The organism is Bacteroides uniformis, from assembly GCF_025147485.1.
In the GTDB taxonomy this organism is placed as follows: domain Bacteria; phylum Bacteroidota; class Bacteroidia; order Bacteroidales; family Bacteroidaceae; genus Bacteroides; species Bacteroides uniformis.
The window spans coordinates 1,121,932-1,142,919 of sequence record NZ_CP102263.1; the positions used below are offsets into that span (position 1 = coordinate 1,121,932).

Consider the following 20,988-nt stretch of genomic DNA (forward strand, 5'->3'; position numbering starts at 1 on the left):
ACTATTTTAAACGATTATGTATTTCTACTCCCAAGCGTACCGTATGATACGGGCAACGCCACATACTCACTTTGGGAGTATCCTTCTTGGGTTCTCCATCAAAACAATCACTGTACCATTCACCGTATTCCCGGTCTATCATACAGTCCTTTACGAAAGTCCAAACCGTATCGGCCGATTGCAGATAAACGTCATTCCCGCTGATTTGCCAGGCATTGACACAAGCTATCATCGTTTCAATCTGGCCCCACCATGAGGCATGCCCGGTTGTTCTTCCGCCCTTCTTTTCATACATCATATACCCTTTGTCACTCAGTCCTTCCACCAAGCAAGCATCCGTCACATCCAGCGCAAGCCGATTCGCCCTATCCATCAGTTGCCGGTCTTCTAACACACGGGCAGCCTCACAAAGCAGCCATCCCGCCTCTACATCATGTCCATAAGAGTCCATCTCAACCAGACTGTTCCATGCATTATCAAAGAACAAATTAAAATGCCTCCTTGAAGAGTCATAAATACGGTCCATAAACAACTCGGCGCAGAACTTGAGTCTTTTCCTCAGTCCGTCGTCTTTCCAGCATTGATATAAAAGGGTATAAGCTTCCAGCACGTGCAAATGCGCATTCATAGTCTTGGATGCATTGTTATCATAATTATCCAGTTGTTTCCAATCTTCAGTAAAAGATTCCACATAACCGTCATATTGCGGTTCGCGGCCTTTCTCCTCCAAGGTATGATATAAACCGACAGCCATATCCAGACTCTCGCTGTTACCTGTTGCCAGATAGTGTTCAGCCAGCCCATAGATGGCGTAGGTCATGGCATACGTATATTTGGAAGCATTCAGCACCTCACCGTCAGGATTGACCAGCCAATATACCCCACCATGTTCCTTGTCTATAAATGTATCAATGAAGTAGCGTTGCGATTTATCCGCAAGCTTCAGATAAGCCTCATCCTTAAACGTACGGTATGCGGCAGAAAAACTCCACAGAATCCGGGCATTCAGAACCCCTCCTCTCGGAGCATCCACTACCGGAGTACCATTCCGCAATACAGTTCCATAAAAACCGCTGTCGGGAGCCACTGCATAATCCATCCAAAACGGCAACACGCTGTCCCTGACATTCGTGACAATCTCTGTACGCATGCGTGTCTGCATATCTGTCTCCCCTGAATGCGACCGGCAGCCTGCCAGACAAGACGCAACCAGCAGTGCTATCCAATAAAACATCTTCCTTTCCATAATTATTCTCTAAAACCATCAAACTTTTCCTTGTTTAATTCCCCGTTTATCAGAGACTGGTGTTCGTCGTCTCAAGTACTGGTGTTTGTCATGTCAGACACCGGCTTTCATCACGACAGACGCTGACGTCTATCACAACAACTACTGGTGCCTGACATTTCACTCACAAATATTTTATTATTAAGTGTTTATTTATAATTTATCAATATCCCGGATTCTGGTCAGCCTGATTGATGAGCGGGTTGGTCAGAATCTCATTCGTCGGAATCGGGAAGATTTCCTGATAAGCCTCGTGCTCAAAGAAACGGAATGAGTCACCAGTCTGCAGACAAGCCTCTTGTGAAGAGTTGGCTGCTGTCTTCGGATATTCGGCGGCAAACCATTCTTTGCACATACCCATACGGCACAAATCATGGTAAAGCGAGAACTCGGCATTGAATTCATGGCGACGCTCTATAATCAGCGCCACCTTCCATACCGGAGAAGTATAGCCTTTGGCTGCTTTATAGCTTGTATAATAGGTCTCTGCATCCGGCACTTCCACCGTCTGGGTATTCAACATGTCGGCGGGTAGGTCAATCATCGTCGCTCCCATCTCCAAATTACCCCAAGCACGGTTACGTATCTGACGTATCATGTTCCATCCGGTAGCGTTGTCACCTGTCTCGAAACAACATTCTGCATAGTCGAGCATGATGCCTGCATAACGCTTCAAAGTCAACGAAATAGGATTGAATACTTTGTTGTTCTCACCTGGCTTGCATCTCCAGTATTTCAAGGAATAAACAGTAGGCATATTTTCGGAACCTTGGAAAAGACCGTCAAAACCACTTGTCACCCCTACAGTCTGCCCGGTAATGGGATGCGTATCCCCTTTGGCAACAGCAGAGTATTGGCGGCGTTTGTCACCCGGTTCAAAGGAACGTACAAACTCCCAAGAAAGACAGAGAGACCCCCAGCCTCCCCATTCGGGTGCCGCACACATATATCCGTACCACATCATGGCATCTGAAGACGAATCGGCTCCCCAGCCCATATATCCTTGTTCATGATACATCACCTCAAATACAGATTCTTTGGTCCAATGTGTATCCCAGGCATGCAGGTTACCGAAGCAGGGCTCCAATGAATAGGTTCCACTGTCCACTATATCCTTTAGTTCCGTCTTGGCTTTCGTAAAGTCTTTCTTCAACATATACAGCTCGGCCAAATAAGCTTTGCAGAACCCCTTGGTTATACGTCCGTATTCACCATTCATGGGTAACCAGTCCAGATGGTCGCGTCCAAAAGACAAATCTTCCTCGATAGCCGCATAAGTCTCATCCACGGATTCCGGACGTGCCTTTCCTACCGAAGTAGTATAGGTTTCACCGGTAAGCAACATCGGTACCCTTCCGAAAAGTTTCGTCAGGTAAAGGTAGTTATAACCGCGGATGGCACGTGCTTGCGCTTCATAAACGGTCTTGGAATTGCTGTCCGCAAATATAGAGGCATCCGCCGTCTCCAGGCCAGCCAGGAAACGGTTTGCACGGTCCACTGCACGATAACTCATCCGCCATGCAGTCTCCAGGGAACCCTTATCGGGTTTCCAGGCATGACGCTGCCATTCCGCATCCCAACCGGAAGCCTGACAGTCCATCGTAGAATGGTTGGCAGCAAATACCTGAGGCTTGAATCCCCATGTTTCGTCATCACCGGAACCGTGCTGGTCCGTATAAAAGGTATCATAAAGTCCGTTCAATCCGGAAAGGACATTCTCCTCCGTTTTAAACATGAAATCTGCCGGAAGAATATCGTAATGATCCACTTCCAAATAATCGTCACAAGACGTTACGGTGCTTAAGGCCAGCACACCGATCAACAGTTTATATAAGTTTTTCATAATCATATTTTTTATCCGTTAGTATTAGAACTGTACACTCAGACCGAAAGTAACCGACATCGGGAACGGATAACGTCCTCCGTCAAATCCCGAATACAATACATTGGAGTCACCAACTTCCGGATCGCCGAACTTATTGTACGAAGAGATGGTACATACATTGTCGACACTGGCAAATACGCGTGCATTTTCCATTTTCACCGGTTTCAGCACATTCTTCGGGAATGTATATCCTATCTGAATATTTGAAATCTTCAGATAATCCCCCTTCTGGATGTAGGCGTCGGACACACGCATGTTCTTATTATAGTCTGTCTTGGTGATACGCGGATATTTGGCGCCGGTATTCGAAGATGACCATGCATTATTGATATATTCCTTCAGTACATTCTGATAACCGCCGTCGGGTGCATAGACTGAGGTCAAGCGGGCCGAAGAATAAGAAAGGATATCCATACCGGCTACACCGTACAAGTTCATCGAGAAATCAAAGTTTTTCCAGGAAGCGGTAAGGTTCATTCCGTAAGTGAACTTGGGATATCCATTGCCTATAACAGTACGGTCGGCATCGGTAATCTGCCCGTCACCATTCAAATCAACAAACTTATAGTCGCCGGGCTGGGTAGTCTTGTCCTGATATACACCACTTTCAACTCCCTTTTCAACCGCCAGCCTATTCATTTCATCAATTTCGGCCTGGGTTCTGAAAATGCCTTCTACCTTCCAGCCATAGTAGGAACCTACAGGATAGCCGTTCTGTGTAATGGAGTGGTTGTCCCAGTTGTCGCCATCTTGTGCTGAACCTGACTTGCTGAATATCGGATCGCCGACTTCAATAGCCTCGTTCTTCAGGGTAGACCCATTCAGTCTTATGCCGATATTCCAATCGCTGAAGCTCTTGTTCCACGCAGCAGTAAACTCGAAACCTGAGTTACGGATATGTCCCGCATTAGTATAGACATTGGAGAAACCGGTGGAAGGACGAATCTGGCGATACAGAAGCAGATCCTTTGCGTCACGGATAAAGTAATCGGCAGAGAAAGAAAGCTCATTGTTCATAAAGGCAAAGTCAATACCGATATTTGTCTGCTCATTGGTTTCCCATTTCAGGTTGGTATCAATTTCTTTCTGCTGGGCAATACCGGCACCGTTAATCACACTCGAACCATTAAAGAACCAGTACATTGCATTTGCCGAAGACAACTGTGCTATGGACAAGTTGGTACCATTGCCCGCATTACCGGTCTGTCCCCATCCGGCACGCAACTTCAAGTTACTGAACAGTTCTAAATCCTTAATGAACTTTTCCTCGGAAAGACGCCAAGCTACAGAAGCGGAAGGGAATGTACCATAACGATTGCCGGCACCAAAGTTCGAAGAACCGTCGCGGCGTACCGTTGCAGTCACAATATAGCGGTCGTTCAAAGTATAAGTCAGACGGCCGAAGTAAGAAAGGAATCTTGTCTTCAAATCCAGCCCACCATCCGTTTGCTTAGACGATGGGTCATTGGTCAATGAAATTTTGCGGATGTTGTCTGCCGGGAAATCGTTGGCACTGGAATTCAGCCAGGCACCGTTCGTATCGCTGGTAGAGAAACCGGCCATTGCACTTACGCGGTGATGCTCATTGGACCAGTCATAGTTCAAGAACGCTTCCAGACCGAGTGAAGTGGACTGGCTCTGGTTCAGCGAGAACGAGTCCTTACGGTCTTGAGTTCCAAAGGTTCTATCATTATAGGCTGTATAGCCATTATAACCTTTTGTATAATAATTATAACTGGCAATAGTCTTGAAAGTCAACCCTTTGTACAAATCGAGTTGTAGGAAAGCACTAGCAAGCATACGGTCCCATTTATTAATACTGTCGGCAGTCTTGGCAGCAGCAACCAGATTGTCAGCTCCCTTGTTCACGTCTCCATTGCCTTCTTTCTTGTAATGTCCCCAAGTACCGTCGGGCAACACAATAGGCATGGAATAGAAAACACCGTCCTCTACATAATCCATGGTTGGAATGGCTTGTGCATAGTTTCTCAGGTTGCCTCCTCCCATCTTTTCCGAATGTGCATAGTTCAAGTTCAAGCCTACATGCAGAAAGTCTTTCACTTTGTGAGTGATATTAGCGCGTGCCGTCAAGCGTTTAAAATTCGACTCAATCACGATACCCTGGTTGTTCAAATAACCCAGAGATAAGTTGGCTTGGGTATTTTCGCTGCCTCCCGAAGCAGAAAGGTTATAGTTCTGCTGTAATGCCGTGCGTGACATTTCATCCTGCCAGTCAATGCTGTTCAGTCTGCCTATGTAATCCTCGCCATATGCCAGATTGGTCATGGCAATACCGTCATTCTTGACGGCGGAACGTACAGCACTTGCAAACAAGCCCGCATCAGCCACATCAATCTTATTCGAATTGAACTGGAGGGCATAGTTGGCCGAAAAGTTCACCTTTGCCTTCCCCTTACCACCGTTCTTGGTAGTAATCATAATGACGCCATTGGCACCGCGAGTACCATAGATTGCCGTAGCCGAAGCATCCTTCAGAATTTCGATGGACTCTACATCATTAGGATTCAAGAAATCGATGGAAGTTCCTACCTGCACACCGTCCACTACATAGAGTGGGTCGGCAGAACCATTCACGGTTGCCACACCGCGGATACGGATGGAGAAACCTCCTTCCGGGTCACCGGAAGAACGGATGACAGATACACCTGCCGCAGCTCCCTGCAAACCTTGTCCCAAGTTCACCGGATTCCGCTTCATCATTTCCTCCGCATTCACGGAAGCCACAGAACCGGTGAGGTCGGATTTCTTCATCGTACCGTAGCCCACAACAACTACCTCATCCAAGGTTTCGGTATCCTCCTTTAAAGTAATTTTCAGAGCATTCATATTCCCGGTTACTTTGACCGTTCGCGCCAGATAACCGATGTAACTGGTCTTCAGCGTAGAACCTACGGGACACTGCAAGGAGAAGTTACCGTCCAAATCGGTAATCATACCGTTTGTCGTACCTTCCACAATGACATTGGCACCGATGATGGGCTCGCCTTTCTCATCCACCACTTGGCCCTTCACAGTAACTACACTCTGCTGTACGACAGTGACACCTGCAAACGGCTGTACGCTTGTTGCAAAGAGAGGTCCGGCACATGCCAGCGATACTGACATGATACCCAAATACTTCATCACATTTCTCATAAATACTAAATACTTAGGTTTAACAAATACCCCGGTCATAAGCACATCGGGAAAAAGATATGCGACACAATTTTGTGCCACTATAGAGGCACTGCCGTGCCATTGGGAAGGCACATCTGTGCCACCATAGTGGCACAGATTTCGGTAACTATATCCCTTTCTCTTCCATACCGACAGGGGTGAATTCAATATAGATTTTCAAAGATTAAGTTCAGAAACTCAGGGAAGTGCCTTCAATCTGGTTCAACAGTTGCGGTTTGGCCTTTCCACAATCCACTTTCACAACCTGAATACGGTTGTCGGCAGGTAGACAAACCAATCCTTCTGCCTGCTTCTTGTCAGCACTGTATACCTTCAGGCTCATTTTGCTCCAATCCATCTCAGCAGTGGACTGCGCCAACTTCAGATGAGGAAGTACCGAACCGTCACGTACCAGCATGATTATCGGCAGACTGCCTGCTTCAATCCGGTGCCATCCGCCTTCGTAGACTTTCTCTGTCTGGTAGTCTATCCATTTTCCTTCGGGAAGGTAAACTGTGCGGCCCGTCATACCGGATTCAAGCAAGGGGGCAACCAGAATCTGCGAACCGAAGAGATACTCGTCATCCACTTTCCATGCTCCCGGATCATCGGGGAATTCTACAAACAAGGCTCTTAGCATCGGTAAGCCCTTTTCTGTACATTCCTTAGCCTGAGCATACACATAAGGCATCAGACGGTACTTCATCTCCGCACTCTTGCGGAAGACATCCTGCACACGCTTGCTGTCGTACAACCACGGCTCTGTCGGAGGTGCCCCATGCGCGCGGGTATGGGAAGTAAGAAAACCGAACGGTATCCAGCGGCAATACAAGTCCTCCGGAGTGGATTTTACAAAGCCGCCCATATCATGGCTCCAGAAGGAGAAACCGGACAAGCCGAAGGACAAGCCTGCACGAAGCGTACCCAGCAGACCCGTGTTCGTAGTTGCAGCATCACCGCCCCAATGCAATGGATAACGCTGGGAACCAGCCCATGCGGCACGTGCCCACATTATATTCTCGTTGTGCAACTTCTTGGTTATCTCGGACACTGCCATATCATAACGCACCGGATAGAGGTTATGCTCATACCATCCGCTCTTGCCGGAAGCGTAAATACCATTCAGTGGAGCAGCCTCGCCAAAGTCTACTTTAATGGCACTGACACCGATATTCAGCAATCCCGCCAGTTTGTCCTGATACCACTTTACTGTTTCCGGATTGGAAAAATCAAGCACCACATCTTCGTAGGGAAGTTCACCATTTCCATTTTTCACATACATGTCTTTCTCTATCAGTTCAGAGAAATAACGGTTTTTAGGAGTGAAATAAGGCAACTGCCACAAACATACATGGAAACCTTGAGACCTCAAATCCTTCAACATCTGCTGTGGATTCTGGAAACGGTTCTCGGAGAATTTATAGTCACACTGCCAGTCCACATCAAACCAGCCGGTATCGAAATGGATAACATCGCACGGATACTTGTTCTTACGGATATTGGCCGCTACATCATAACCTTCCTTTTCACTGAAATAGGTAATACGGCTCATCCACGTACCGAAAGACCACAAGGGGGGCATGCCCGGCTTTCCTACCAAATCGGTGTACTCGTCCAGAATATCTTTCGGCTCGCCGAAGAAAACGAACAAATCCAGGTTCTCGTCACCCATGAACATTTTGTTCAGCCCAATATAGGTAGCACCAAAATCACAAGTCACGGGAGCGGATGTATGCATAAACATACCATATCCCCGGTTACTCATAAAGAAAGGAATCGGTTTGTACATCTGGTCCGTCTCAGGCCCTTGTGGGTCTGTAACGAACAAGTTCACCTTCTGTCCGGCCTTGTTCAGCCCAGTGGCAGACTCTCCGCAACCAAAAATCATTTCATCTGCAGTCAAGGTAAATACCGGATTGATGCGGCGAGCATTGTCGCTTCCCCGCTTCACAAAACAGAACGGCGTATATTTTACCTGCGTAGAGTCCGCGTCGCTCAAAGCGGCAGTCTGGCTCAAGATACGTCCGGCTTTATCCTTCAAGACGATTCTCCAAGGATTCTTGTTAATCTGAATGGTTCCATAGTCGCTGGAATAGATAATCTTGTCATTCGTCTCGGTAACTTTCCAGCTTCCATCCCTGCCCGGTTCCTTTGCCAACATGATGGAAGCGGCAGGTTTGGGTTCCACCGGGGTCGTTAGCATACGGATACGTACCGTACGCGGAGTTACAAAGTCAATCTTGAATTTGAGGTTAGGGTCATTTTCATAGGCAGTGAAGGGGAAATCGAGCATTCTCATTTTACGGGGCTGTGCACCGTTGGTATTGAAGGCTTGGCGGGGCATCAGATGCCCGCGTTTCCAATTCACCAGCCCTTCACCCGACTTGGCATCGAATGACTCCAGGTGATCTGCAAAAAACAAGGTATTACTCAAGTCACGGAAATCGGTACTCATGTCCAGAGGTTGGTTCATCAAATACGAAGTACCGTCATTGACATGTGGCTGTGCCAACAGATTGCCACCGGCAAACAACAGCATCGCCACTGCTAAAAGTTCTTTCTTCATACTATTAGGATTTAAATGATCTCGCCTGCAAATGTATTTTTCTTAAAGGAAACACAGATGCCTTAAAAATGTCTTTTAATATCCGGTTTTGTTTCATAGAACCCATATAGGGCCATTGGAAACAAAATGCATACTATTTTTCACCAAACGGAGGATATCATCCCACACGAATACGCAAATCTTTCCTTGCTCGTTCGAAGGATTATATTTAAGTTTGCAGTTACAATATTGTTAATCCTTCTAATAAAGAAAATACATGAAACAACTGCTCCTATTCCTTATATGCAACCTGGCCTTCCTCCTTACTGTTCAAGGTAACTCAGCGGAAATCCCGCCGGCTGTCATGTTCAAGCAGCTCTCTACAACAGAAGGACTCTCCAACAACAGTGTCCGAAGCATCTACAGAGACAATAGGGGATTCCTCTGGGTGGGGACAGAATCAGGACTCAACAAATACGACGGCTACTCCTTCCAGCAGTATTACCAGAACAACTCCGACCTGCCGGACGATGCCATCAGCGAAATTTTCGAAGGACCGGACGACAATGTATGGATAAGGACTTCCAGCGGCTACAGTATCTATAATTATAAGACCGGTAAATTCGACAATGACTATAAACCCATACTCGATGGGCTGCAAATCCCCAGTAAAAACATTCTGAGGATGGGAAAAACATCCAAGAATGAGTTTTGGGCCTACGACTATTCCAAACTTTACATACGAAGCATGGACAACAGCTCCATCAAAGCCTATCCACTGGCAGTTGAAAAGATTTCAAACCTCTATATAGGTGTCCAGTTCATTTATATAATGTACTCCAACGGTACCCTATACAGTATCAGCAAGCAGACTTCCGAAGTCAAGGAAATAGCCATTCCCACCATCTATAGACCTTTGCTGGAGAATCATGAGCCACACATTTACATAGACCAAAACGAAAGCCTATGGGTATACACCTTCCAAAACAGCCTACTTTTGCACAAGAACAGTTTTACACAGCAATGGGAGGACATCAGCCTGAACAATAACACTCACATACAGTACAATCGCGTGCAACGCATCCTCGACCTGGGAGACGGCAACGTATGGATACTTACCAGCCATATGGGGCTGTTCGTTTACAACACCCTGACCAAATCGCTTACCAACTTGGTGCACAATCCATTGAAACCGCACACCATTGCCAGCAACAATCTGAATACCATTTACCGGGACAAAGACGGAACCATATACATAGGGAATTTCAAACACGGTATTTCCTATTATAGCCCCATGTCCCAAATCATACTATGCAACAAATCCCTGGAATATGATGATATCCTGACCTTCTGCGAAGACACCAGCCAGGAATACATTTACTACGGAACAGACGGTACGGGACTAATCCGACGTTCACTAGTGACCGATTCATACGAAAAGATAGCAACTCCCGCCAATATTGTAGTCGACTTATCCATCGACTCCAAAAACCGCCTATGGATAGGCACCTTCCAGAAAGGACTGCTATGCTACTCGAAAGGGCAAATCAAACAATACACAGTAAGTAACAGCCAGCTTCTCGAGAACAATGTGTATACAGTAAAGGTAGACAAACACGGATACATCTGGATAGGTACCATGAAAGGATACATACAGAGGTTAAATCCGGAAACCGGGCAGTTTGACACCATCTTGTACCGTCCGGGAGAATTCTTTGTCCGAGATATGTACTATGATAAAGACAGTACCCTTTACGTAGCGACCAAAGGAGGACTCATTATCATCGATACGGAAACCCAAGCCTATAATATCTACGCCGAAGCCGGCCGCTTCAAGGAGAACAATATGCTCACTGTCTATAAGGACAGCCGGGACCTTCTTTGGATAGGACATCCACACGGACTGAGTATATGGAACCAGAAGAACGACTCCATCTACTTCCTTGACCAGAAAAACGGACTTGCCGCCAACCTCGTCAGAGCCGTCACGGAAGACAACAACAACCAGATGTGGATTGGTACCGGCAACGGCATCTCACGAATCAAAATAACAAACGGTACATACGCCATCGTGAACTACTCCGTAAGCGACGGACTGATATGCAACGATACCAATGTCCACGCCATCCTCAAGCTACAGAACGGCAATATACTGATAGGCACGCCACAAGGTTACCAGACTATCATTCCACAAGACATCCTGACCACAAGTTATGATGCCAATATTTACCTTACCGGTATTGAGCTCAAATCCGGAATGACCCATCCGGACATCCTGAACGGCAGCTCACTTGAATGTGCACAACATCTTTCCTTCACTGAAAAGGAAAATTCATTCACTCTGTCCTTCTCTGCCCTCGACCTGGTGGAAACGGATAAGATAAAATATGCCTATAAGATTCATTCCAACTGGATTTATGCTGAAAACAACAAAGTAAACCTATCCATGCTGACTGCCGGAAACTATACTTTATCCGTCAAGGCATGCAACTCACAAGGCATATGGAGCCCCAACGTCAAGGAACTGAAAATAAAGATACTCCCTCCTTGGTGGCGCACTTGGTGGGCTTATACCATATATAGCGGTATCGTTTTGTGCATCCTTCTGTCCATTATCCGCAATCTGCGCTTACGCCAAAAGCAGAAACAAATCATGCAGGCCATCGAGGTGGAAAATGAAAGGCAGCAGAAAATCAACAATATGAAACTGCAGTTCTTTGCCAACATAAGTCACGAACTGCGGACCCCCTTGTCACTTATCATCAATCCGCTTGAAGAGTTTTTCGTAGACCATCCCGAATATCGTAAAGGCATTCTGGATATGGTCAAACAAAATGCCGACTATCTGCTGGAACTGATTAACCAACTGCTGGATTTCAGAAAGCTGGATGCCAAGGCTGAAACCCTGAAATGCAAACATGACAACATCCTTATCATTCTGAGTGAAATATTCCACTCTTTCGATCCGATAGCACAGAAACGGAACATCAGCTATAGCCTTACCGCTCCACAACATTCTGTATTCATGGATTTCGACTATGACAAGATACGCAAGATATGCACAAATATCCTGTCAAATGCATTCAAGTTCACTCCCAATAAAGGAAGCATCTCACTGGATATTGCCGTAAGAGGCACAAATCTGGAACTGACCTTTACCGACACCGGTTGCGGCATAGAGGATGAAGCCAAGGAGAAAATATTCCAAAGATTCTATCAGTCGGGCAAAAACCAGTCGAACAACGGAGGCAGCGGCATTGGACTGCACATTGTTTCCGAATACGTAAAGATGCATCAGGGTACTGTCTGTGTCAGGGATAACCAGCCTTGTGGTTCTGTATTCCTGATTGCCCTACCCCTACACCAGAACAGTAATGAAACCAAAAACGGAGAACCGGTCGAAGGACCGGAAATAAAAGAAGAATCCCATCCATTCACCATACTACTCGTAGATGACAACTACGACTTCTTGAAATTTCTCTCTGAAAGTCTTGCCAGGCAGTATCATGTATTAAAAGCCACAAACGGAAAACATGCACTGAATGTACTGGAAAAGGAAGATATTGATTTAGTGGTCAGTGACATCATGATGCCCGAGATGGATGGTCTGGAACTATGTTCAACCATCAAGAATGACATACGCTACTCCCATATCCCCATTATCCTCCTGACAGCTAAGGCAAGTGAAGAACACCAATTGGAAGGGCTTAGCGTTGGCGCAGACGACTATATCACCAAGCCTTTCAATATGGAAGTCCTCAAGCTGCGCATCAACAAGATTATCGAGATGAACGTCAAACGTCAGGAAATATTCAATCAGGACATTAAAATCGAGCCAAGCCGTATCACCATCACTCCCCTTGACCAGCAGCTGGTGGAAAAAGCCATCCAGATTGTAGAGGACAATATCAGCGAAACCGAGTTTTCCGTCGAGGAGCTTGCCAGCAGCCTGAATATATCACGCAGCTATTTCTACAAGAAAATGATTAAGATAACGGGAAAGAAACCCATCGAATTCATCAGGACCATCCGTATGAAACGTGCACAACAACTCTTGACAGAAAGCCAGATGCAAGTTTCGGAAATTGCATATACCTTGGGGTATAACTCCCCCAAGATATTCTCCAAACATTTTAAAGAAGAGTTCAACATCAGCCCATCCGAATTTATAAGGCAGCAGGCTGAATAGAAACATTATTTTGACATCAAAGCATCCAACGAAGACACCAACGCCACCAAAGCAGCACTCCAATTAATGGCTATTTCATTGGAAGCATACGAACCTTCCACATCTGCATAAGACTCATCCGGCAGATTGGAAGGATAGGGTACACCGTCTTGTTGGCCAGGATTGGGACCGCCAACAAGGAAACCGGGAAGAGGTGCCTCTATATCATCCGATGCAGAAAGACGATGGTGCGGATACAGAGGACTTTTCATCCCGAAACCGGTGACATAACAATATCCCGTGGCATTCTTTCCTAAAATGTAGTCCATATTGCGGTAGGCGTTCGTCAGGTACGACTTCTCACCCGTAAGCAAATAGGCGCAAACCAGTGAAGTGGCTTGGTTAGCACACCCTTCGGCAAGGCATCCCCAAAAGAAATCTTTGGCATCGTTGCCGTAAGGAGCGTGGAAAGGAGAGCGGTCAGCACCCCGCACAGCCTCGGCAGCATAGTCCAGTAGCAGGTCTTTCATGGCATTTGCCAACTCCACGTCTTCACCCTGATATTCCCTGCCCGGTTGCAGCCAGGCAAACACGCCCAACGCAGTGGTATTGCCCCAAGAAGGAGTCTTATATGCAGTGGGCAGATGCTTCTTCACTTGTTCCCGGTAAACGGGCTTTCCCGTAGCAAGATAGAGCTCGGAAGCCGCCCAGAAGAATTCGTCATCGGCACTACGATCACCGTAAGCTCCCGTAACCACGGCAGGTTGATATTGCTTGTTGAGGAGGTCCTGATGATAGAGCGCTTGCGGATGCGCTTCTGCCCAGGCGTAAGCACGTTCGGCAGCCTGCAAAGCCACTTCCGAAAAGCCAGGATAATCCTCTTCGTAAGGAGCAAACAACACGGAAGCTTGCGCTAAAGCCGCAGCATAGTCCAATGCCGCCGTTACTGATTTCTGAACTACATAACGGGGCTGCTTACACTCCGTAGGCTTGATAAATCCCTCGAACGAAGGGGTAGTCAGCTTGTGGTAGACTCCTCCGTCGGCAGGGTCTTGCATGGTCAGCATCCATTTCAGGTTATAGTACATCTCGTCCAGCAAATCGGGCGTGTGGTTTCCGCTTTCCGGGATGTTCACCCGTTGACGGATAAAATAGTCAGGAAAGCGGGCATAAATCGCCTGCATCAATCCGATGGAATAAGCGGAGTTCACAATGTACTTGTTATAATCTCCGGCATCATACCATCCTCCCGGAGAAGAAATCACCGCTCCCGCCTTACGTTCCGGCCCGGCAGCATTGGGATGTACCAGCACCTTGTCATCTGGATGGCCTGCCGGACGGCTCCACCGACCCGCATAAGTCGCTTCGATGGGCATACCCGTACGTTGGTAATAGAAAGATTTCAAAGCGGCATCGGCCAAAGGGGACAGCACCTTTTCCTTTACTTCGAATGCCACTGAATCGCCGTTAACCAACAGAAGATATCTTCCCGGTACCGTGATGTCACTGAAATCCAATATTGTCCTGCTCCTATCCGACCAAGCGGATGAAGCGGTATATCCGGGTTTGCCGGAAAGTAGCCGATTGCCCGTGGCTGCATCTACTATGGTAAATTCACGTACCTCACCGGCATTCACCACAGCTACTTTTTCCTGCTGGGGATAATACCCTAACTGATTCAAACGTACAGTTTCTGAAGGATGCCCTAAAGTGGCCATTCCTCCCAGAACTGTAAACAGACATGTAGTTATATTCATATCACTATTCTTTATATATTAATATTATTCCATTTCAAAATTATTTATCCGACAATAAGGTAATGAAACTGATAGCCGGCAAGTGTACCCGTACCAGTCCATTCTCCACCTTCACTGCAGTTTCCTTCATGCAGTCCTTTGTATTGGTCACATAGACTTTCAGTTCCTTCACTTCTGCAGGGATACCGGAGATGACAGCCTCGCAATCCGCCCCATTATTGACCATATGGACGGCATATTCTCCGCGCACCATATTTCCGAAAGCCGCACAGTTTACATTTTTCTTGCTGCTACTGACTGGAATAGCCAAGGCATCGGCCGGAGTGGAGGCCAGCTGCTTAATGTTCCAGAAACGTTGTGTAGGACGCAAAGGACCTTTGGAGCCATAAATGCCGTCTCCCCACAACAACGAATAGTCTGAAGTGAGCTGCCACTGCAAGATGGACAATGGTTGGCAAATCGCACAAATACGTGTATACAGATTGATTTCATAAAGTGCAAACGTCGACTCATTGAATATCTCGGCATAACCATGAGCAGCGGCATCCGTACTACCCTCACCAACCAAGAGTAGTACATTAATCTCTTTGGCAGCACCCGCCCACTTCCTTAACGTAACATCATCACAACCACGCCATGAATGGAAAGAAACTGCACCAATATACTTATGAGTCTCAGGATTGTTCAAAGCAGGAAGGATAAAATCGAAAGTAGTGGCATCCGAATTGTCGCCAAGCAGCATGCGGGTAGGAAGATTCAACCCTGCCAGATAAGCACCGAACTCCTTAATGAAATCTGCATGCTCCTGCGGAGTGTGGAGGACATCAATACCCAAATCCGATTCATTGAACGAGAACATGGAGAACTCAATACCATAATACCGTTTGGCATACAACAGATAATCTGCCATGGATTTATAAATCTTCTCCTTTTTCCGGTTATCCAGACGATAAGCAATGACACCACCTTGACGGGCATAACTTGCAGGACCTCCGTCAATGGCCCATGCAGGCGGAAACCAACAGCTTAGTATTACCGGCATTCCCATCGCCTTCAAGCGCTTTGCCATGAGGAGACTTTCCTCCACCCGCTTGTTCAGTCCCCCATTCTGTGCCACGGCAATAGGATCGGATTCTTCTTCGGGTTGCCACAATCTCCACGGAAATTCCACACGGCCATAAGCTACGCGCAAGTTTTCCAGACAGTAATCTATCACTTTAGGGTCGGCAGCAGGATTCTGCAGGCGGAAATTCCCTCCAAAGCCTGCAAACAAACTTCCCGGATTCTGCATATCCAATGTAATTTCCGCGTCACTGTGATCTATCACTCCGGAAGCATGCAGTTCCATAGACAATGCTGTTCTCCCAGCCTTTTTCAGAATCGGCATTAGCGAGATATACACAACAGTACCGGTAGACTCTTTTTCAACCGTGGCCTTTACAGACTTATTGAACTTGAATTCCAACTTCCTATTGGCCGAAGTAACGGTCAGCTTCCTGCCACTTACCCTTACTTTGGCATCAATGTAGTTTTCCGGACTTAAAGCAATACAGTAATAGGCTGCCTGGTTCAAAGTAGTGTCCGACAGCGCATCAATAGAAATCTCCACCAAGCCTTTTCCCTTATCGGTCACTTTCTGATGGAACTTTACACCTCGCAGAGTAGCCGTCACTTCCTGCATATTCCCCTCACGATGGAAAACGGGACGGACCTGCTTCTCCTTTCCGGTAATCTCCATATCTCCTTTCAAGGTTCCGACACGCAGGGATGACTCAAAGTCTATCAATTCACCGTCTACGCGGACACCCGTGATATTGCTCCATGCCATCACTTCCGTCTGGGCAGAAAGCGGCAGAGATAATATACCACACAGCAATACAACTATTCCAAACTGGAAAATTCGTAAATTCTTCATAATATCAAATCTATAAAAGGTTGTCATTTCAGTCTGGTATCAATCTCAAACCCCATACGGCTGTTATGATAAGGACAATTCCACATACTTGCTTTAGGCTCCTTGTAGCGGGGAGTTCCATCTTCCAGCACCGTTCTGAACCATTCACCATACTCCTTGTCTATCATCCGTGATTTGATGAAGTTCCAGGTGCGGACGGCACTGTCCAGATAAGATTGTTCACCAGTCAGTTGCCAGGCATTGATACAGCCGACCACAGTTTCCGCTTGGCACCACCAGGAAGCGTCCTTCCTGATTTTGTCCTTATGTCGTTCATACATCATAGCTCCCATCGGGTTGATGCCCTCCTTCAAGGAAGCATCTGCAAGTTCCAATGCTACCTTCCTGCACCTCCCGATAACCTCCGGGTCACCCAGAGCCTCTGCAGCTTCCGTCAGCAGCCAAGAAGTTTCGATATCATGCCCGTAAGAGTCGATGTCATCCAGATTATTCCAATTTAAATCACAGTATGATATCAAGTGATGTGTTTGTGGGTTGTACAGCCTGGTTGTTATTAAGTCTATTACTTTTGCAAGGCGCTTGCAAAGGCTGTTATCCTTCCATACTTTATATAAAGCCGTGTATGCCTCTAATACATGGATATGTGTATTCATTGTTTTGGCAGCAATGCCATCTCCATCATACCCCAGCTTTTGGGGAGTTCCCCATTCGCGGGTAAAGGATTCTATATAGCCATCATTTACGGGATCTTTGACTTTGCTCTCCATTATCCGATAAAGCTCTATGGCTTTTTGCAGGCTTTCATTGTTGCCCGTTGCCCTGAAATGTTCGGACAACCCATAGATAGCATAAGAGCAGCCGTAAGTCTGCTTGTTCGTATCCAATGGGGTACCGTCCGCTTTTATCAGCCAATATACGCCTCCATACTGCGAATCAATGAAGTGATCTATGAAATACCGTTGCGCCCTGTCAGCCAATTTACGGTAGGCAGTATCGCCATACATCCGGTAGGCGGTTGAAAAAGTCCAAAGGATGCGGGCATTCAGTACACCACCTTTGGGAGCATCCGCTATCGGGGCACCGTCACGTCCCAATGAACCATAAAAGCCTCCGGAAGAATCTACGCTGTATCTTTCCCAAAAAGAGAGGATATTCTCTTTCAAGTCCGAGGTTATTTCATCTTTTAAAACCTTGTCTACGTGTGACTGTGCTTGCAGGAAAGGTGTAACCAGCAACCATACTGTAATCAGCAAAAAAACGGAAAACATACGTTTCATAATATAGCGATTTAAGGAGTTAGCCATAGTTACATTGCAAATGTACAAAAAAACAAATGGACACTACTCATTGCCATCCTTTTTCAAGGGATACAATTGGTTCCGATAAAGGCTATTTTTGGGTACTGAGTCCTTGTTTTACCAGACATCAGCTTCTATTGGCTCAAACGTGGGTATCCGGCAGCTCAAGCGCCATTGTCTGACAAATATAACAATGAATATCATAAAAATAGAGGAAAAAGACACATTTCATAACGTTATTGGCTACAAACAAAAGCCATCCGTTTCCTTTTTAGTCCGTATATTAGTAGAAAATTTTGTAACTCAAAAATAGATACTATGAGAAAGAAACATTTCCTATTTGCATCAGTCTTGGCACTGCTTTGCGGCAGCAGTGCGCTGCATGCGCAAGACTTCAAGCTGACATCCTCCGGTTATTTCAAGAATCAGGGAGTCGACATCATGGCTTTTGATGATATCTATCCCGAAGGACACCAAGGAGGGGTATGTATCATCATGAACGGACACCGTGTGGCGACGAATGGAGATATCCGTCTGGAAGCCACACCCGGACAATGGCAGCCCGTACCGAAACAGCTCGACCGGAAGCTCGGTGACAACAGCATCACCGCCACGCTGTGCTATCCCGACTCCTCACGCCATCTCACCGGATTCAACCCGATGATTTACCCGGACCTCCACCTTATATATACGGTAAACGTGGAAAGCAAAGGTAAAAACATAGAGGTGACCGTAGACCTTGACCGCCCCATTCCCCAGGAATTCATCGGAAAAGTGGGCTTCAACCTTGAATTCTTCCCGGGTTCCCTCTTCGGCAAGCCCTGGATTATGGACGGTCAGAGCGGCATCTTCCCGCAACAACCCAACTCTCCCCTAATGACAACCCAACCCAACTATCTGCATACGGGAAATTATCATGACGGCAAGCAATCGCTGGCAGACATGGACAAACTGATAGGAAAAGGTTACAGCCCGATTGTGGCCGACGACATCATCAGCGAACCTTATGCCAAAGGCCGTAAGTTTACCTCCCGCCCCGACGACCCTTACAACAAAGTAACCATCGAATCATTGAGTGGTGACCTACAACTGTTTGACGGGCGTATGAACCACAATAACGGCTGGTTCGTACTGCGCAGCAACATAAAACCGGGTGTCACCAAAGGGGCCGTCAAATGGATTATCACTCCGAACGTAGTGGCCGACTGGATGTATCAGCCGGTTATCCAGACTTCACAGATAGGTTATCATCCCGCCCAGGACAAGGAAGCCGTCATCGAAATGGATATACGTGACAATAGAAAGGAAACGGCACAAATCATCCGCATTGACGCAGACGGCGAGAAAGTGGTCAAGAACGTCACTCCTGCCAATTGGGGCAAGTTCCTGAGATACAACTATCTGAAGGTGGACTTCACGGATGTGAAGGAACCGGGACTCTACAAGATTAAATACGATACCTCCGTATCCCCTATCTTCCGCATCGACAATGACGTATATGCCCGCGGCGTATGGCAGCCCGTACTGGAATACTTCCTTCCCGTACAGATGTGCCACATGCGCGTCAACGAAAAATACCGCGTATGGCACGACTGCTGCCACATGGACGATGCCCAGATGGCACCGGCACACAATCATATCGACGGCTACGACCAGAAAGAGGGCCTGTCCAAGTTCAAACCGGGTGAAGTGGTTCCCGGAGTGAACATAGGCGGCTGGCACGATGCCGGAGACTTTGACCTCCGCATCGAATCCCAAGCCGGAGAATCCTATATCCTGGCACTGGCCTACGAAGCTTTCCACCCGAATCTCGACGTGACTTCCATCGACCAGATAAACCGTGTGACGGAAATCCACCAGCCCGACGGTAAGAATGACTTGCTGCAACAAGTAGAGAACGGCGCCCTTACGGTAGTCAACGGCTACCTGGCACTGGGACGTCTCTACCGGGGAATCATCTGCAACGACCTTCGCCAATACGTACTTCTGGGTGATGCCGCCGCCATGACGGACGGAAAAATCGGTAATGAAGACGACCGTTGGATATTTACAGAGGACAACCCCGGACGAGAACTGTCGACAGCCGCCCAACTTGCTGCCGTATCACGCGTATTGAAAGGCTTCAATGATACATTGAGTGTACATTGTCTCGACATTGCCCGCAAAGTATATGCTTCTACCGGAAACGGCAACAACAGAGCCTTGTTCCCCAAAGTGCAGGCAGCCGTAGAACTGTACCTCACCACGGGCGAACAACCCTATATGGACTTCATTCTGGACAACAAAGAGCTCATCATCAAGCAGATAGGCCGCATCGGCTGGTACACGGCACGTGTGGAAAAACAGTTTGCACAAATGAAGAACAAGAAAGCCAAAGCTTTCTCCACCGCTTTCCGCAAAGCTCTGACCGGATATGAACAAGAGCTGAACAAGCAAGTGCAGGAGACTCCTTACGGCATTCCCTACCGTCCACATATCTGGGGTGCAGGCTGGGATATACAGCGTTTCGGCTTCCAGCACTACTTCCTGACAACCGCCTATCCGGAAATATTCCCGAAAGCACCGGTATTCAATGCCCTCAACTTCATTCTCGGATGCCACCCGGGCTCCAACCAAGCTTCCTTCGCCTCGGGTGTCGGCGCACAATCAGCCACTGTGGGCTACGGACTGAACCGCGCAGACTGGTCGTATATTCCCGGTGGAGTCATTTCCGGTACAGCTCTTATCCGTCCCGACTTCCCGGAACTCCTCACGTTCCCGTTCCTCTGGCAGCAAACTGAATATGTGCTGGGAGGAGGTTCATCCCACTATATGTTCCTGGTACTTGCAGCAGAACAGTTGCTGAAACAATAAGAAAGACAGAGGGGGAACAAAACCCTCTGGATGTTTTCTTTTAGGCGCGGATTACACGGATTTCACGGATTTAGTTTACTGCATCCATGGATTCCGCGTAACCCG

General features: G+C 47.2%; 9 protein-coding genes. 2 read left to right on the plus strand and 7 right to left on the minus strand.

The window, feature by feature from the left end; translation table 11 throughout:
- Position 1: 1 nt before the first annotated feature.
- The 4 genes from NQ510_RS04310 to NQ510_RS04325 all read right to left on the minus strand — a co-directional run bounded on the left by NQ510_RS04310 (position 2) and on the right by NQ510_RS04325 (position 8,913).
- Positions 2–1,246 (minus strand): AGE family epimerase/isomerase, encoded by a 1,245-nt coding sequence (locus NQ510_RS04310; protein ID WP_005830990.1) that lies wholly within the window; start codon positions 1,244–1,246, stop codon positions 2–4.
- 202 nt (positions 1,247–1,448) lie between these two features.
- Entirely contained in the window at positions 1,449–3,128 is a 1,680-nt protein-coding gene (locus NQ510_RS04315) for a RagB/SusD family nutrient uptake outer membrane protein (RefSeq protein WP_008662437.1), read from the minus strand.
- A 24-nt stretch (positions 3,129–3,152) separates the two neighbouring features.
- Positions 3,153–6,326 carry a SusC/RagA family TonB-linked outer membrane protein gene (locus tag NQ510_RS04320; protein ID WP_211475851.1) on the minus strand — a complete coding sequence of 1,058 codons (3,174 nt, stop codon included), beginning with the start codon at positions 6,324–6,326 and terminating at the stop codon, positions 3,153–3,155.
- A 211-nt stretch (positions 6,327–6,537) separates the two neighbouring features.
- On the minus strand, positions 6,538–8,913 hold the full coding sequence (locus NQ510_RS04325) for a glycoside hydrolase family 31 protein (RefSeq protein ID WP_005830996.1): 2,376 nt from the start codon (positions 8,911–8,913) through the stop codon (positions 6,538–6,540).
- A 256-nt stretch (positions 8,914–9,169) separates the two neighbouring features.
- On the opposite strand from NQ510_RS04325, the gene NQ510_RS04330 reads away from it, so the two are divergent.
- Positions 9,170–13,081: a hybrid sensor histidine kinase/response regulator transcription factor gene (locus NQ510_RS04330; protein ID WP_005830998.1), complete on the plus strand. Its 3,912-nt coding sequence runs from the start codon at positions 9,170–9,172 to the stop codon at positions 13,079–13,081.
- A 5-nt stretch (positions 13,082–13,086) separates the two neighbouring features.
- Here NQ510_RS04330 and NQ510_RS04335 read toward each other — a convergent pair whose 3' ends face one another.
- Genes NQ510_RS04335 through NQ510_RS04345 form a run of 3 tightly spaced genes read right to left on the minus strand, consistent with a single transcriptional unit; the run spans position 13,087 to position 18,009 of the window.
- The gene (locus tag NQ510_RS04335; protein WP_005831000.1) at positions 13,087–14,817 is read right to left on the minus strand and encodes a glycoside hydrolase family 9 protein; all 1,731 of its coding nucleotides are present in this window, start codon (positions 14,815–14,817) and stop codon (positions 13,087–13,089) included.
- Between the two features lie 40 nt (positions 14,818–14,857).
- Positions 14,858–16,732: a glycoside hydrolase gene (locus NQ510_RS04340; protein WP_229031923.1), complete on the minus strand. Its 1,875-nt coding sequence runs from the start codon at positions 16,730–16,732 to the stop codon at positions 14,858–14,860.
- A 23-nt stretch (positions 16,733–16,755) separates the two neighbouring features.
- Positions 16,756–18,009, minus strand: a complete 1,254-nt coding sequence (locus tag NQ510_RS04345) for an AGE family epimerase/isomerase (RefSeq protein WP_008662425.1) — start codon at positions 18,007–18,009, stop codon at positions 16,756–16,758.
- Positions 18,010–18,348: 339 nt separating this feature from the next.
- On the opposite strand from NQ510_RS04345, the gene NQ510_RS04350 reads away from it, so the two are divergent.
- Entirely contained in the window at positions 18,349–20,883 is a 2,535-nt protein-coding gene (locus NQ510_RS04350) for a glycoside hydrolase family 9 protein (RefSeq protein ID WP_005831008.1), read from the plus strand.
- The last annotated feature ends 105 nt before the right edge of the window (positions 20,884–20,988 follow it).

Excerpts from the sequence above, each read along its gene's own strand:
- NQ510_RS04315 (WP_008662437.1), bottom strand. The coding sequence starts at position 3,128 with ATGAAAAACTTATATAAACTGTTGATCGGTGTGCTGGCCTTAAGCACC.
- NQ510_RS04345 (WP_008662425.1), bottom strand. The coding sequence starts at position 18,009 with ATGAAACGTATGTTTTCCGTTTTTTTGCTGATTACAGTATGGTTGCTG.
- NQ510_RS04325 (WP_005830996.1), bottom strand. The coding sequence starts at position 8,913 with ATGAAGAAAGAACTTTTAGCAGTGGCGATGCTGTTGTTTGCCGGTGGC.
- NQ510_RS04340 (WP_229031923.1), bottom strand. The coding sequence starts at position 16,732 with ATGAAGAATTTACGAATTTTCCAGTTTGGAATAGTTGTATTGCTGTGT.
- NQ510_RS04350 (WP_005831008.1), top strand. The coding sequence starts at position 18,349 with ATGAGAAAGAAACATTTCCTATTTGCATCAGTCTTGGCACTGCTTTGC.
- NQ510_RS04330 (WP_005830998.1), top strand. The coding sequence starts at position 9,170 with ATGAAACAACTGCTCCTATTCCTTATATGCAACCTGGCCTTCCTCCTT.
- NQ510_RS04335 (WP_005831000.1), bottom strand. The coding sequence starts at position 14,817 with ATGAATATAACTACATGTCTGTTTACAGTTCTGGGAGGAATGGCCACT.
- NQ510_RS04310 (WP_005830990.1), bottom strand. The coding sequence starts at position 1,246 with ATGGAAAGGAAGATGTTTTATTGGATAGCACTGCTGGTTGCGTCTTGT.
- NQ510_RS04320 (WP_211475851.1), bottom strand. The coding sequence starts at position 6,326 with ATGAGAAATGTGATGAAGTATTTGGGTATCATGTCAGTATCGCTGGCA.